The following is a 13,927-nucleotide window of genomic DNA, read 5'->3' on the forward strand; positions in this document are numbered from 1 at the left end:
CCGTACGATAACGGGGTTGGTTGGAAAATCAAACCGTAAGTGGCACGCTGAGCGGGTGATAGACGTTGCCTCCCTGCCGGGCCGGCCGTGTGCCGCCGCGGCCGCGCTGGAGCTGGTCGGTGACCGCTGGGCCCTGCTCGCGGTACGCGAGATCTCCTTCGGCAACCACCGCTTCAACCAGATCGCCGGCAACACCGGCGCCCCCCGCGACCGCCTCGCGGCCCGGCTGAAAGCGCTGGTCGAGGCCGGCATCCTGGTGCGCGGCGAGGGCTACCACCTGACCGAGGCCGGTCGCGAGCTGGGCCCGGTCATCGCGTCGCTGCTCACCTGGGGAAACAAGTGGGCGGTGACGCAGCCGACCACGCAGCTGCGGCACCACCACGATCACGAGTTCCGGCCCCGGGTGACCTGCGCCGAGTGCGGCGAGGTGGTCGGGCCCGGCGAGGTCACCCCGGTCAGCAAGGTCGAGGGGTGGAGCCTCGCCGGGCCTGTCGCTTAACCCAGCGTCCAGGCCTGGTTGGCGGTGCCGCCACAGGTCCAGATCTGCAGCTGGTTGCCGTCGGTCGTGCTCCAGCCGGTGTCGTCGAGGCACTTGCCGGACCCCGAGTTGACCAGGCTGTTGTTCGCACCCACGGTCCAGGCCTGGGCCGCAGTGCCGTTGCAGTCGTAGATCTGCACCTTGGCGCCGTTCGTGGTGCCGGCCGCCGCCACGTCGAGGCACTTGCCGAGCGCCTGGAACGTGTTGCCGGAGTGCGTCCACGCCTGCGCGTTGGTGCCGTTGCAGCCGTAGATGTCGACCTTGGTGCCGTTGGTGGCGGACGCCCCGGCGACGTCGACGCACTTGCCGCCGTAGCCGTGGATCGCCGTACCGCCGGTGGGCGGCGGAGGTGTCGTCGTACCGCCGCCGGTGATCGCCTTGAACATGTTGAGGAACTGGTAGTTGCTCTGCGAGATGCCGCTCTGCGCCGAGTTGTCGCGGCCGAGCGCCCAGAATGTCAGCTCCTGGATGCCGTTGGCGGCGGCGAAGCTCTCCAGTTCCTGACCGTCCTGGATGGTGAACGTCTCGACGCCGCCGTCGTTGACGCCGATCATCGGGCAGTTGCCCTCCATCGCCCAGAGCTGGGCCGACGTCTTGGTCGTCCAGATCTGGCCGAGCTGGGTGTGCAGGGCGTTCGCGGCGCTGATCGCGGCCTGGCCCATGTCCATGGCCGGGCCGTAATCCATGGTCATGATGTCGACCAGGTTGACGTTCAGGTTGTGGCTCCTGGCGTTCTGCAGGATGCCGACGCCACGGGAGTCCAGGCCGGTCGGGTCGACCGGGAGCGTGTAGTCGACCTGGAGGTTCTTGCCCTGGGCGGCGTACTGGGTCTGCAGGTTGGCCAGAGCCTGGTTGCGCCGGTCGTTGGCGGCGGTGTTGTTGAGCGTGTCTTCCTCGATGTCGAGGTCGATGCCGGTGAGGTTGAACTGGTCGATGACCTTTTGATATTGCGCCTGCATCGAGGCGACCGTGCCGCACGAGGCGAGTTCGGAGCCCGACGCGCCGCCGAACGAGGCGATCACGTCACCGCCGGCCGCGCGCAGGCTGTTGATGGCGTTGTTCCAGCCGGCGTCGGTCACCGGGGTGTCGCCGTTGATAGCGGCGTTGCAGGTGCCCTGACTGATGATGAAGGCCAGCGTGTAGTACTTGTTGCCGGTCGCGTTGTAGGCGTTCATCAGGCTGGACGGGTCGTTCCACATCTCGGCGTAGGGCGCGGCGTAGTGCGTGGGGAAGCCGGGCCCGGGATTGGCGGCCGCGGCCGCCGGTCCGGATGTGGCGGTGAGGATCGCCGCGGCGGCCACGGGGATGGCGGCGAGCAGCGTCTTGACTCGGGACATGGGGGTATCCCTCCGGGGGTCAGGGGCCGACGGTCAAAGGTTGGACGTTCGAAGCGGAGCTGACCTTGGCGCCGCTGTTGTTGATGATGTGGTTGATCGTCCCGGTCCCGCCGAGCGAGACATCGATCATGTCGTGGAAGGTGGTTCCACTGCTCGGCACCTCGATGCCGCGGTCGGCGACCACGCTCGAGTTCGTGCTGAAGTAGCAGTAGACGCCGGTGCCCCACGCCTGGTGCGAGGTCACCGAGTTGGCCACCTTGTACGACGGGTAGCCCTGCTCACCGCCGCCGGCCGACCAGCTCGCGTTGCTGGGCACGTCGTACGGCATCTCGGACTGGTAGAAGTACGTCCGGCCGCCGTTGCCGTTCCACAGTGTCTGGTACTGCTGGTAGTGCTCGACCGCCAGGCCGTACATCGTCACGTTGTTGCCGTTGACGACCAGCCCGTTGGCCGCGGTGTTGGTGCCCCAGCCGTACGTGTTGTCGTTGCCGTGGTCGGCCCGCCAGATCCAGTTGTCGCTGCCGATCGTGTCGGAGCTGTTGACCACCAGCGACTGGGTCGCCTTGCCTGCCACGTCGCCACCGACCCGGAAGAACACGTCCTGCAGCGCGATCGGGTCGGACGCGTGGGACGCCGACGATCCGGCCGGACCGACCTGCATCAGCATCTGACTGTTGGTCGTGCCGGCGCTGATCAGCAGGCCGGCGACGTCGATGCCGTCCACGTCGGCGGTGGTGATCGCGGTGACGCCGTTGTCCGGCATGAAGGTCGCCAGGCCGAGGCCGAGCACCACGGTGTTGGCCCGAGTGATGTTGATCGGGGCGTTGAGGTGGTAGACGCCGGGGGTGACCAGCAGGTTCTTGCCACTCGCCAGCGCGGCGTTGATCGTCGAGGCGGTGTCGCCCGACTTCACCACGTAGAACTGGGTGATCGGGATCGAGGTGCCCGCGGTCGAGCCGCCGGTCCAGGAGGGGCCGCTCGCGTTGGTGCGCAACGCCGGAACCATCACGTTGTAGAGGCCGGTGCTGTCGGTGTAGAGGTACGGCTTCTCGCGGTTGACCGGCGAGGCGCCCGTGTTGGTGCGGCTCGGGAACGAGGTGCCGGGAACGCCACCGGTGTCGCCGGTGAAGACCAGGTTCCAGTTCGAGCCGGTGAAGCTGCCCATCTGGGTGTCCTGGAACAGGTACTGCTGCTGCGTACCGGAGTTGATCTGCCCGGAGATGCGGGAGTCGCCGATGTAGCCGCCGGACGACCAGTTGCTCGAGTTGTTGCCCGAGGTGTAGTCGTCGAGGGTCATGTTGCCGTGCACGTCGACCCGGCGGAACGGGTCGGCCTGGGACACCGCGTACTCCAGCGTGCCCGAGCTCGGGGTGTCGGAGAGGTTCTCGACGTCGCGCCAGAAGTTCTGGGTCGCGTTGCCGCCCGACCAGGCCGCGTCGACGTGGATGCCGGCGCCGGTCAGCGAGACGTCGTCCGGGGAGGCGCCGAGGCCGGCCACCTGGGTGTAGAAGCCGACCGGGACGTCCACGTTGTAGCTGCCCGGCGCGAACAGCAGGGCGTAGCGGTTGGTGCCGAACTGGTTGCTCTGCTGCGAGCTGTAGACCGAGCTGATCGTCGACTGGATCGACGACTGCGACATCGACGGCGTGAAGATCTTGACGTTCGGGCCGAGGTCGGGGTTGTTCGGGTTGGTCGGCGGCGTCGTTCCACCACCGCCGCCGGCGGCGTTCAGGGCCCAGGACTGGGCGGCGGTGCCGTTGCAGGCGTACTGCTGCAGCTGGACACCGTCGGCCTGGGATGCGCCGGGGGTGTCCAGGCAGAGGCCGCTGTAGTGGCTGACGAAGTGGTAGGCGCCGCTGCTCTCCTGCACCGGCTGCCATTCCTGGCTGCTCCAGCCGCCGTTCGACCAGAGATGGATCTTGGCGCCGGAGGTGGTCGAGGGACCGTCCACATCGATCGCCGGCTGGGGCGCGTTGTGGTTGACGATCACGTAGTAGCCGGCGTCGGCTGCGGGCAGGAACTCCCACTGCTGGGCCGCGCTGCCGTTGCACCCGTACTGCTGCACGGCGGTGCCGTTGGCGGTCGAGGCGGACGCGGCGTCGAGACACTTGCCACTGTTACCGCTGACGAAGGTGAAGAACGTCCCGGTCGGCGGGGCGGCGGAGGCGCTGCTCGCACCCATCACGCCCACGAGCCCGGTGGCCACGAGGCTGGCTCCGCCCACGGCGGCGAGCCATACGGACTGTTTCATTTGCCCTCTCCACTGCAACGAAGGGGTTTGTTACTGAAACAACACGCCTGGCGCCGGTGCCGGGTGGGTCGGCTTCGGTCGTCACAAACCGCTGCTGAGCTGCATAGAAACTTATGAAACGGCTCTGCAACGCGTGTTTTTGTAAGGAAAGCATCGTGTTTCATCGATGTCAAGAAATCGAGCGCTATGCTCGCCCGATGAAGGGCGCGACGGTACGCGAACTGGCCGCTCAGCTGGGCCTCTCCCCGGCGACGGTCTCGCGCGCGCTCAACGGGCACAGTCACGTGGCATCCTCAACGCGCCGGCGGGTCCTCGACGCGGCCTCTCGTTCCATTCAGAAAGAAGGCCTCGTCTTCGTCCGCTGCCCCTACGAGCTGACCGACTACTTCGGACCCATCGTGTCCTCGGTCGGCGAAACGCTGCGGCTGCACGGGCGCGAGATGCTGCTCGACACCGGTGGCGCGAGCTATCACGACGACGTGCTGCGCCGGCTCCCGTCCCGGGGCGAGATCGCCGGGGCGGTCCTGATCCTGCCGCCCGAAGAGACGAGCGAGATCGAGGCCCTGCGTGCGTCCGGCACGCCGTTCGTGGTGATCGATCCGCGCGTCCGCGTACCGAAAGACGTCCTGTCGGTCTCGGCGGCCAACTTCTCCGGGTCGCGCGACGCGACCGCGCACCTGGCCGGTCTCGGGCACCGGCGGATCGGGGTGATCTCGGCCGGTCCGGTGCTGGCGGCCGGGGAGGCCCGGCTGGCCGGGCACGCCTCAGCCCTGGCGCAGGTGGGCGCGCTGGTCGGACCGGAGCTGGTCCGCTACGGCGAACCGATCGCGGCGACCGGCCGCAAGGAGGGCGGGGAGCTTCTCGACCTCGACTCGCGACCGACGGCGATCGTGTGCTTCAACGACAAGGTGGCCGTGGGCGTACTGGAGGCCGCGGCGGACCGCGGCCTCCAGGTGCCTCAGGATCTTTCGGTGGTCGGTTTCGACGACATCGACGTGAGCCGGGCGACCACGCCGCGGCTCACGACGGTGCGGCAACCGTTGCAGGAGATGGGACGGATGGCCGTGACCGCGCTGATGCGGGTGCTCGACGGGCACGAGGCCGAGGCCCTGCACATCGAGCTGGCCACGGAACTGGTCGTCCGGGACAGCACCGCACCGGTCAGCTGAGGAAACGCTTCAGGGCGTCGATGCGCAGCGACCAGATGCGCTGGGACAGGGCCGCATCGGTCGCGAACGTCTCGGCCGCGTGATAGCTGCCCGGGTGGATGTGCAGCTCGGTCGGCACGCCGGACTGCATGAGCCGCTGGGCGAAGGCGATGTCCTCGTCGCGGAACATGTCGACCGTACCGACGTCGATGAACGCCGGCGGCAGGCCGGCCAGGTCCTCCGCCCGGGTCGGCGCGGCGTACTGGTCGGCCGGCTTGCCGCCCAGATACCACTCCCAGGCCTGGATGTTGCCGGCCCGGTCCCAGATGCCGATATCGACGATCTCCTGCGTGGACGCGGTGGTGTTGGTGTCGTCGATCATCGGGTAGATCGGCATCATGAACTTCAGCGCCGGGCCACCGCGGTCCCGCGCCATGAGTGCGACCGCGATCGCGAGGCCGCCGCCCGCGCTGCCGCCGTAGACGCCGAGCTTTTCGGGGTTGATCCCCAGTTCGCCGGAATGAGCGGCCATCCATTTGAGGCCGGCATAACAATCCTCGGCCGGAACCGGGTGCGGATTCTCGGGGGAGAGGCGGTATTCGACGGAGACGACGACAGCGCCGACCTCGTCGCAGATCTTGGTGGCGACCGGGTCCTCGCCTTCGACGCTGCCCAGGATCATGCCGCCGCCGTGAATGAAGTAGATGCCCTTTTCGGTTTTGCCCGCTGGGCGGTAGATGCGGACGCTGATGTCCGGCTCGCCGTCCGGCCCGGGAATCGTGCGGTCCTCTTTGGTGACGTTCGGGTTGTCCGGCACCTCGATGCCGGAGAGCATCGCCTCGACGGTCGCCCGTCGCTGCACGATGTCGGGGATGGCGTTGAAACCACCGGGGAGTGCATCGAGCAGTTGGTCCAGGGGGACGCGTACTTCAGCGTCGATCAATTCGCGACGAGACATCTGATCTCCTTTCAGAAGGCGAGGGCAAAGCCCTCGTAACCCTTGGCCGCGACCTCGTCGCATTTCTTGCGGTACTCGCCCACCCCGCCGGCGTACGGCATGAACACGCGCGGCTTGCCGGGCACGTTGGCGCCCATGTACCAGGAGTTGGCCTTGGGATAGAGCGTGTGACTGGCGATCTCGTTGACGTGGTCGACCCACGCGTCCTGCGCCTCGGCGGTCGGTTCGATCGTGGCCAGGCCCTGCTCGCGCAGATGCCCGATCGCGTCGGCCACGAAGTCCACGTGCTGCTCGATCGAGACGACCATGTTGGACAACACCGACGGGCTGCCCGGTCCGGTGATCATGAACAGGTTGGGGAAGCCGGCCGAGCCGATGCCGAGGTACGTCCGCGGGCCGGCCCGCCAGGTCTCCCGCAGCGAGAGCCCGTCCCGGCCGCGGATGTCGACGTTGGTCAGCGACCCGGTCATCGCGTCGAAACCGGTCGCGTAGACGATCACGTCGAACTCGTACTCCCGCTCCGACGTGCGGATGCCCTTCTCGGTGACCTCGATCAGCGGGGTGCGCTGCAGGTTCACCAGGTGCACGTTCGGCCGGTTGTAGGTCTCGAAGTAGTTCGTGTCCAGGCACGGCCGCTTGGTGCCGAACGGGTACTCCGGGCAGAGGTCGTCAGCGACCGCCTGGTCCGCGACGATCTCGTGGATCTTGCGGTGGATCCAGCGCTTCGCGGTGTCGTTGGCGTCCTGACTGACCGCCAGGTCGGTGAAGCTGGACAGCAGGTTGACCAGGCTGCCGCTCTCCCACGCCTGCTCGTAGATCGAGTCGCGTTCGGCGTCGGCCACCTCGAGCGCCGACCTGGTGGGGATCGGCACCGGCACCCCGGCGCCCGATTCCCGCTGCTCCTGCCGGAACTCGGGGTAGCGGGCCTTCATGTCGGCGACCTCCTGCGGCCGCAGCTTGCGGTTGCGGGCGGGCAGCGAGTACGACGGCGTCCGCTGGAAGACGGTCAGGTCGAGGGCCTGCTCGGCGATCACCGGAATCGACTGCACGCCGGACGATCCGGTGCCGATGATGCCGACCCGTTGCCCGGTGAAATCGACACCCTCGTGCGGCCAGTGTGCGGTGTGGTAGGTCGCGCCCTTGAACGCGGCCAGCCCGGGGATCTCGGGCATCTTCGACGACGAGAGGCAGCCGGTCGCCATGACGAACCAGCGGGCGGTGACGGCCTCGCCGTACTCGGTGCGGATCAGCCAGTCGCGGGAGTCGTCGTTGTAGGTCGCGGCCGTGACCCGGGTGCGGAAGACGATGTCCTTGCGCAGGTCGAAGCGGTCGGCGACGTGCCGGGCGTACTTGAGGATCTCGGGCTGGGTGGGGTAGCGCTCCTTCCACTCGAACTCCTGCTCGAGGTCGTTCGAGAAGGAGTACGAGTAGGCGAGGCTTTCCACGTCGACCCGGGCACCGGGGTAGCGGTTCCAGTACCAGGTGCCGCCGACGTCGGTGCCGGCCTCGAAGACGACCGCCTTGAGGCCCATCTCGCGCAGGCGATGGAGCAGATACATGCCGGAGAACCCGGCGCCGACGATGACGGCATCGACGGTCTTGGTAGTGGAGTCGGACATGCTGCCTCCCGAGGGGGTGGGTGCACAGCCGGTGAAGAGGGCGCCGCTCACCGTGATCAGGCTCACAACATAGAATGCATTCTGCATCGAGTCAATTGTTTCGTCCCTGTGAAACCGCAGGTAGATCGTTTCCGATAGGCTGCCCGGGTGTTCAAGGTCGACTTAGGTGACTCCGCCGTGCTACGTCCGCTCGAGCCCTGGATGGCCCCGGAATTCCTGGCGCACATGGACCGCGCCCGCGCGACGGTCGACCCCTGGATCCCGTGGGCGAGCGTCAGCACCGACCTCGAATCGGCGCGGAACACCCTCCAGCGGTACGCCGACAAACAGGCGGCGACCGGCGGCGGCGTCTACGGCATCTGGCTCGACGGCACCCTGGTCGGCGGCGTGATGTTCCCCCAGTTCGACCCCGGCACCGGCAACTGCGAGATCGGCTGCTGGCTCGAACCGGCCGGCACCGGCCACGGCCTGGTCACCCGAGCCTGCCGCACCCTCATCGACTACGCGATAGTCACCCGCGGCCTGCACCGCGTCGAATGGCGCTGCCGCCCCGACAACACCGCCAGCGCCAACGTCGCCCGCCGCCTCGGCATGACCCTCGACGGCACGCTGCGCTCGCAATATCCGTGGAAGGGCGTCCGCCACGACTGCGAGGTCTGGTCGCTGCTAGCCCCGGAATGGCCCAGCCGGCAGTAAATGCGCCCGGTCGCCGGCGTGGACAGCTACCGTGACGTCCGCACGCTGCCGTTCGCGCTGCGCGCCTTCGTGTCCTCCTCATCGGCCTGGCCGGCCTCGCGGCGCCGCCGCTCGGCCCGGCCATGCGGGCCACCTGGCGGGTGGCCACCCTGGGCACGTCGCTCAAGCAGCGGGCGTACGCGCTCGACTCGGTGACCGAGGAAGCGCTCTACCTGGTCGGACCGCTGCCGGCCGGGCTGTTCATCGCCGCGAGGCGGGCTTCGACGGCCATCGTGATGACCGCGTTGCTGTTGGCGGCCGGCACGGTCGGGATGGTGCTGCGCCCGCCAAGCCGGCACCGTTCGTCGCCTTCGCCGGTGGCACTGGCGGCGATCAGGCGATCAGTGGTATGTCAGCTCTCCGGCCTCGATCGCGGCCGTGACCCGGTTCTCCGGCGGGGCGAGCGGGCACAGCCACTGGTCGTCATAGGCGCAGGACGGGTTGTAGAGGTAGTTGAAGTCGAGGCGTACCCGGGTGTCGCCGACCACCTGCAGCCCGCGGCCGTGCGTGCCTTTGACCGTGTCGGTCAGATAGCGGCCGCCGCCGTAGGTGCTCTTGCCGCAGGTGCCGTCGCGCACCGGAAGGAAAAGCCCGCCGCCGTAGGCCCGGATCCACCACAGCGACAGCTCGCCGTACGGCGTCTCGAGCACCCCGACCCGGTCGTAGTGCACCACGCCGTCCGGCCCGCCGGTGTCGATGTCGATCTCGCCCGCCTCGGGCCGCAGGTCGACCTCGCAGATCGCGTCGTCGTCCGGCTCGAAGTAGCGCAGCCCCCGGAACCCGGCCCGTTCGGCAGCCGGGATCGCCGACTGCGGGTGGGTGGCGAACAGGTCGTCCCGCCGAGCCCGGAATTCCTTCAGGCCGGTGGAGTCCAGGTACATCCGGGCGGTCGCGGCGCGGAAATCGGTGAGCTCAAGTGCCTCCATGGCCTCCAGGCTAGCTTCACCGTGATCACTCCCCGGCCGAAGTGAGGATCGCCCAGCCGTGTGCGGGCACGGTCAGCGGATCGGACTGGTCGTCGCCCTTCTCGGCGAGCGAGAGGCCGCCCGCCTCGATCGGGAACGTGTATGCGTCGTCGCCCACGTTGAGCAGGGCGATGACCTGCTCGGCGCCGTTGGTGGAGCGGAGCGCGACCGCGGTGTTGGTCAGGTGCTCCGACGTCAGTGCGGCCTCGGCCAGCCACGGGTGCCGCCGCCGGAAGCCGATCAGCCGCTCGTGCAGGCGGTAGGTCGGCCAGCCGTAGGGCGCCAGGTCGCCCGGCGAAGCGGGGAACTCGGGCCGGATCGCGTCGTCGCCGCCGAACCGTTCCTCCTTGACACCGCGGAACGCCTGCTCGTCGCCGTAGTAGACGCTCGGCACGCCGCCGGCCAGGAACAGCACGACCAGAGCGTGAGCGAGATGCCGCGGATCGTCGAGCCGGCTGGCGATCCGCGTCACGTCGTGGTTGCCGACGAAGGTCATCGGAAGGTGGACGGAGGCGTGCCGCTTCAGAGCCCACGCCAGCTCGAAGAAGTTGCCGTCGTTGAGGCTGCTCCAGATCGCCTTCCATAGCTCGTACTGGGTCACCGCATCAAGACCGCTGTCGCGCTGGTAACCCGCGTAGTCGCCCTGAATCATCTCGCCGACGAACCAGGCGGCCGGGTGCGTGGCACGCACCCGGTCCAGTACGGCTTTCCAGAACGCCGGCTCGACCGCGTACGCGGCGTCCAGCCGCCACCCGTCGGCGCCCCGGCCCAGCCAGTGCTCCATCACCTGGACCGTGTAGTCGACGACCTCCGGGTTCGCATGGTCCAGCTCCGGCAGCTCGTCGTGCCCCTCGAAGACGGACCCGCTGAACCACGACGGTGCCGCCTCGAAACCGCGGCCGACATGGTTGAAAACGCCGTCGAGAAGAAGCCGCAGCCCGCGCGCCCGGGCCGCCGCGACCAGAGCGTCGAAGTCGCCGTCGTCCCCCAGCCGAGGATCGATGCGGAAGTGGTCGATCGTGTCGTACCCGTGCGTCGAGGACGCGAAGATCGGCCCCAGTAGCAGCCCGTTGGCCCCGAGCTCGACCGCGTAGTCCATCCAGTCGACGATCCGGCCCAGCCGATGCCCCGGCCCGGCATGAAGCCCCCCGGTGAAGCCGAGCGGATAGACGTGCCACCACACGGAGTACGAGATCCACGAATCCACGCAGGTCAACCTACCCCGCCGCGGGGCCCGAGCAGCCTCGCCGGATCATGCGGCGTTCATCGGCCGGCCGGTCAGGCGGGGTAGGCGCTCGCCTCGGTCGCCTTGAGGGCGGCCCACACCTCGCGGCCCGGGGCCAGGTCGAGCTGGACCGCGGCGGCCGGGGTGATGTCGGCGGCGACCGGGAGCGGGCCGGTCAGTTCGATGCGCAGGGCGTCGCCGTGCCGGGAGACCGTGGTGACCGTGGCCGGCCAGGTGTTGCGGGGGCTGCCCGCAGGGCGGTCCGGGAACAGGGCGACCGCGCTCGGCGGGAACGCCACGAACACGTCGCCTTGCTCAGGGGTGGCGGTGACCAGGGTGAAGCCGCCGGCCACGGTGACTGCGGTGCCGTCGGCGCGGCCCCGGTAGAGGTTGAGGCCGACCAGCCGGGCCACGTAGTCGGTGCGGGGCTGGGCGGTGATCGTGGCCGCGTCGCCGGTCTGCACCACGCGGCCGTCCTCGACGACCACCAGGCGGTCGGCCAGCATCAGGGCGTCGAGAGGGTCGTGGGTGACCAGGACGGTGGCGCCGGGGAACGAGGCGAGGTGGCCGCGCAGCTGGGCGCGGGTCTCCATGCGGGTGCGGGCGTCGAGGGCGGCCAGCGGTTCGTCGAGCAGCAGCAGGCGGGGCTCGGCCGCGAGCGCCCTCGCCAGGGCGACCCGTTGGGCTTGGCCTCCGGACAGTTGGCGCGGCTTCTTGCGTACGTGATCGGCCAGGCCCACCCGCGTGAGCCACTCGGCAGCCTGGGCCCGCGCGAGCCGTCGCGGAACGCGGCGGCAGCGGGGGCCGAAAGCCACGTTGTCGAGGGCCGACAGGTGCGGGAAGAGCAGATAGTCCTGGAAGACGACGCCGATGCGGCGGTTCTCGGTCGGCACCCGGTCGAGCCGGACGTCGTCGAGCGTGATGTGGCCGTCGTCGAGGTCGGCCAGGCCGGCCAGCGCGCGCAGGGCCGTCGTCTTACCGGCGCCGTTCGGGCCGAGCAGCGCGACGACTTCGCCGGGTGCGGCGGCGAGTTCGATGTCGAGGGTGAAGTCGTTGCGGCGGACGACGAGGCGGCTGGAGAGGCTCATGCGGCGTTGATCCACCGATCGCGCAGGGCGGCCAGGACGACGACCGAGACGACCAGCAGCACCAGGCTGAGCACGATCGCGGCGTCGACGTCCTGCTCGAGAGCCAGGTAGACGGCGAGCGGCATGGTCTGGGTGCGGCCCGGGAAGTTGCCGGCGAACGTGATGGTCGCGCCGAACTCGCCCAGCGCGCGCGCCCAGCAGAGCACCGCACCGGCCGCGATGCCGGGTGCGACCAGCGGCAACGTGACCCGGCGGAAGGCCGTCCAGCGGGTCGCGCCGAGCGTCGCCGCGGCCTCCTCGTAGCGGGCGTCGGCGCCCCGCAGCGCACCCTCCACACTGATCACCAGGAACGGCATGGCCACGAACGCCTCCGCGACCACGACGCCCGTGGTGGTGAACGGCAGCGTGATGCCGAAGTGGGTGTCGAGCCAGGCGCCGAGCAGACCCCTCCGGCCGAAGACCAGCAGCAGCGCCACGCCGCCGACCACCGGCGGCAGCACCAGCGGCACCGTCACCAGCGCACGCACGAACCGCCGCCCGGGCAGCCGGGTGCGGGCCAGGACCCAGGCCAGCGGTACGCCGAGGACCAGGCTCACCGCGGTCGCCAGGGTCGCGGTCTCCAGCGACAGCCGGAGCGCGGCCACTATCGCCGGGTCGGTGATCCGCCGGGGCAGCGTCGCCCAGGGCGCCCGGACCAGCAGTCCGACCAGGGGCAGCACGAGAAACGCGAGCCCGGCGACCGCGGGGATCGCCAGGGCTAGCGGAACTCGGGAGAGATTTCGCTTGCTCAGGGCCGCTGGAACCCGACGTCGGACAGGACCGTCAGCTCGGCCGGGGTCTGTACGAAGGCGACGAACGCGGCCGCGCCCGACGGGTTGGGGGCGTTCTTCAGGACGACGATCGGGTAGTTGTTGATCGCCTGGGCGGACTCGGGGAACTCGATGCCGTCCACGTCACCGGCCGCGGCGTGGGCATCGGTGCGGTAGACCAGCGCCGCGTCGACCTCGCCCAGCTTCACCTTGGACAGCGCCGACTTGACGTCCTGTTCCTCGGTGACCGGGGTGAGCTTGACGCCGGCCGCGGCGAGCGCGGTGTGCGCGGCCGCGCCGCACGGCACCTCCTTGGCGCAGAGCGCGACCTTGAGGCCCGGCCCGGTCAGGTCGGCCAGCGCCCTGATGCCCTTCGGGTTGCCCTTGGGAACGGCGATGACCAGCTGGTTTTTCACGAAGACGGCCGGGGTGCCGGTGTTGTCGCCGGCGTCGGTGACCGTCTTCATGGTGGCCGGGCTGGCCGAGGCGAACACGTCGGCCGGTGCGCCCGCGGTGATCTGCTGGGCGAGCTGGGAGCTGCCGGCGTACGAGAAAGTGACAGTCGTGCCCGGGTGGGCCGCCTGGAAGTCCTTGCCGATCCGGTCGAACGACTCGGTCAGCGAGGCCGCCGCCAGCACCGTGATCTTCCCGGTGACAGCAGCCGTGCTGGTTCCCGCGGCCGGCGTCGAGGAGCGGCCGCATCCTGCGGTGGCCAGGGCGGTGGCCAGGGCGGCCGCCGCCACGAATCTGAACCTCATCTGTCGTCCCCTCGCTCCACGACCACCGTGGTCGACTTGATCACAGCGGTTGCCGCCGACCCGACCTCCAGGCCCAGCTCGTCGACGGCCTCGCGGCTCATCAGCGAGACCACCCGGAACGGTCCGGCCTGGATGTCGACCTGCGCCATCACCGCGTCGCGGCTGATCGCGGTCACGATGCCCCGCAGCCGGTTGCGGGCCGACGAGCGGCGGGTGCCCGGATCGGGCTCGTCGGCCAGCGTCCGCGCGAAGGCGGCCAGGTCGGCGCCGGCGATGCTGCGGTGACCGTGCTCGTCGCGCCCGGCGGCGAGACGCCCGGCATCCACCCAGCGCCGCACGGTGTCGACGCTCACGCCGAGGAGTTCGGCGGCCTCGCCGATGCGATACGTCGTCACAACCCTCACTCTAGGGCCGCAACTGCGAGGGCAACACGCGAAAAGGCCTCGCAGTTGCCGAACCGTTGCACTGATCACAAGCTCAGCGGCATGCTGTGGGC

General features: G+C 69.5%; 13 protein-coding genes. 3 read left to right on the forward strand and 10 right to left on the reverse strand.

Annotation, left to right across the window (positions count from 1 at the left end; genetic code table 11):
* Nucleotides 1–55: 55 nt before the first annotated feature.
* Nucleotides 56–499 carry a winged helix-turn-helix transcriptional regulator gene (locus ACIA5C_RS23080; protein ID WP_396057785.1) on the forward strand — a complete coding sequence of 148 codons (444 nt, stop codon included), beginning with the start codon at nt 56–58 and terminating at the stop codon, nt 497–499.
* Here ACIA5C_RS23080 and ACIA5C_RS23085 read toward each other — a convergent pair.
* Both ACIA5C_RS23085 and ACIA5C_RS23090 read right to left on the reverse strand, forming a co-directional pair.
* Complete coding sequence (locus ACIA5C_RS23085) at nt 496–1,875, reverse strand: ricin-type beta-trefoil lectin domain protein (protein WP_396057787.1); 1,380 nt, start codon at nt 1,873–1,875, stop codon at nt 496–498. The two genes, ACIA5C_RS23080 and ACIA5C_RS23085, sit on opposite strands and share 4 nt — an antisense overlap.
* A gap of 19 nt (nt 1,876–1,894) precedes the next feature.
* The gene (locus ACIA5C_RS23090; protein ID WP_396057789.1) at nt 1,895–4,126 is read right to left on the reverse strand and encodes an RICIN domain-containing protein; all 2,232 of its coding nucleotides are present in this window, start codon (nt 4,124–4,126) and stop codon (nt 1,895–1,897) included.
* Nucleotides 4,127–4,323: 197 nt separating this feature from the next.
* Between ACIA5C_RS23090 and ACIA5C_RS23095 the strand changes: the two genes are divergently transcribed.
* Nucleotides 4,324–5,295 (forward strand): LacI family DNA-binding transcriptional regulator, encoded by a 972-nt coding sequence (locus tag ACIA5C_RS23095; protein ID WP_396057791.1) that lies wholly within the window; start codon nt 4,324–4,326, stop codon nt 5,293–5,295.
* Here ACIA5C_RS23095 and ACIA5C_RS23100 read toward each other — a convergent pair.
* Both ACIA5C_RS23100 and ACIA5C_RS23105 read right to left on the reverse strand, forming a co-directional pair.
* Nucleotides 5,288–6,232: an alpha/beta hydrolase gene (locus tag ACIA5C_RS23100; protein WP_396057793.1), complete on the reverse strand. Its 945-nt coding sequence runs from the start codon at nt 6,230–6,232 to the stop codon at nt 5,288–5,290. The genes ACIA5C_RS23095 and ACIA5C_RS23100 overlap by 8 nt on opposite strands.
* Nucleotides 6,233–6,243: 11 nt before the next feature.
* The gene (locus ACIA5C_RS23105) at nt 6,244–7,851 is read right to left on the reverse strand and encodes a flavin-containing monooxygenase (RefSeq protein ID WP_396057795.1); all 1,608 of its coding nucleotides are present in this window, start codon (nt 7,849–7,851) and stop codon (nt 6,244–6,246) included.
* 147 nt (nt 7,852–7,998) lie between these two features.
* Between ACIA5C_RS23105 and ACIA5C_RS23110 the strand changes: the two genes are divergently transcribed.
* A complete protein-coding gene (locus ACIA5C_RS23110; protein WP_396057796.1) occupies nt 7,999–8,547 on the forward strand; it encodes a GNAT family N-acetyltransferase in 549 nt (182 codons plus the stop codon).
* Nucleotides 8,548–8,927: 380 nt separating this feature from the next.
* Here ACIA5C_RS23110 and ACIA5C_RS23115 read toward each other — a convergent pair whose 3' ends face one another.
* The 6 genes from ACIA5C_RS23115 to ACIA5C_RS23140 all read right to left on the reverse strand — a co-directional run bounded on the left by ACIA5C_RS23115 (nt 8,928) and on the right by ACIA5C_RS23140 (nt 13,826).
* A complete protein-coding gene (locus tag ACIA5C_RS23115; RefSeq protein WP_396057798.1) occupies nt 8,928–9,512 on the reverse strand; it encodes a DUF1684 domain-containing protein in 585 nt (194 codons plus the stop codon).
* Between the two features lie 25 nt (nt 9,513–9,537).
* Entirely contained in the window at nt 9,538–10,758 is a 1,221-nt protein-coding gene (locus ACIA5C_RS23120; RefSeq protein ID WP_396057799.1) for an alpha-amylase family protein, read from the reverse strand.
* 71 nt (nt 10,759–10,829) lie between these two features.
* Complete coding sequence (locus ACIA5C_RS23125; RefSeq protein WP_396057801.1) at nt 10,830–11,864, reverse strand: ABC transporter ATP-binding protein; 1,035 nt, start codon at nt 11,862–11,864, stop codon at nt 10,830–10,832.
* On the reverse strand, nt 11,861–12,655 hold the full coding sequence (locus ACIA5C_RS23130) for an ABC transporter permease (RefSeq protein WP_396058762.1): 795 nt from the start codon (nt 12,653–12,655) through the stop codon (nt 11,861–11,863). The genes ACIA5C_RS23125 and ACIA5C_RS23130 overlap by 4 nt, the downstream gene beginning before the upstream one ends.
* Nucleotides 12,652–13,431 (reverse strand): molybdate ABC transporter substrate-binding protein, encoded by a 780-nt coding sequence (gene modA / locus ACIA5C_RS23135; protein WP_396057803.1) that lies wholly within the window; start codon nt 13,429–13,431, stop codon nt 12,652–12,654. The genes ACIA5C_RS23130 and modA overlap by 4 nt, the downstream gene beginning before the upstream one ends.
* Nucleotides 13,428–13,826, reverse strand: a complete 399-nt coding sequence (locus ACIA5C_RS23140; protein WP_396057805.1) for a molybdopterin-binding protein — start codon at nt 13,824–13,826, stop codon at nt 13,428–13,430. The genes modA and ACIA5C_RS23140 overlap by 4 nt, the downstream gene beginning before the upstream one ends.
* Nucleotides 13,827–13,927 lie beyond the last annotated feature (101 nt).

This window comes from Actinoplanes sp. NPDC051343, from assembly GCF_044455125.1.
Lineage (GTDB): Bacteria > Actinomycetota > Actinomycetes > Mycobacteriales > Micromonosporaceae > Actinoplanes.

Coding starts and splice junctions, on each gene's coding strand:
- ACIA5C_RS23085 (WP_396057787.1), bottom strand. CDS start 1,875: ATGTCCCGAGTCAAGACGCTGCTCGCCGCCATCCCCGTGGCCGCCGCG.
- ACIA5C_RS23090 (WP_396057789.1), bottom strand. CDS start 4,126: ATGAAACAGTCCGTATGGCTCGCCGCCGTGGGCGGAGCCAGCCTCGTG.
- ACIA5C_RS23095 (WP_396057791.1), top strand. CDS start 4,324: ATGAAGGGCGCGACGGTACGCGAACTGGCCGCTCAGCTGGGCCTCTCC.
- ACIA5C_RS23100 (WP_396057793.1), bottom strand. CDS start 6,232: ATGTCTCGTCGCGAATTGATCGACGCTGAAGTACGCGTCCCCCTGGAC.
- ACIA5C_RS23105 (WP_396057795.1), bottom strand. CDS start 7,851: ATGTCCGACTCCACTACCAAGACCGTCGATGCCGTCATCGTCGGCGCC.
- ACIA5C_RS23115 (WP_396057798.1), bottom strand. CDS start 9,512: ATGGAGGCACTTGAGCTCACCGATTTCCGCGCCGCGACCGCCCGGATG.
- ACIA5C_RS23125 (WP_396057801.1), bottom strand. CDS start 11,864: ATGAGCCTCTCCAGCCGCCTCGTCGTCCGCCGCAACGACTTCACCCTC.
- modA (WP_396057803.1), bottom strand. CDS start 13,431: ATGAGGTTCAGATTCGTGGCGGCGGCCGCCCTGGCCACCGCCCTGGCC.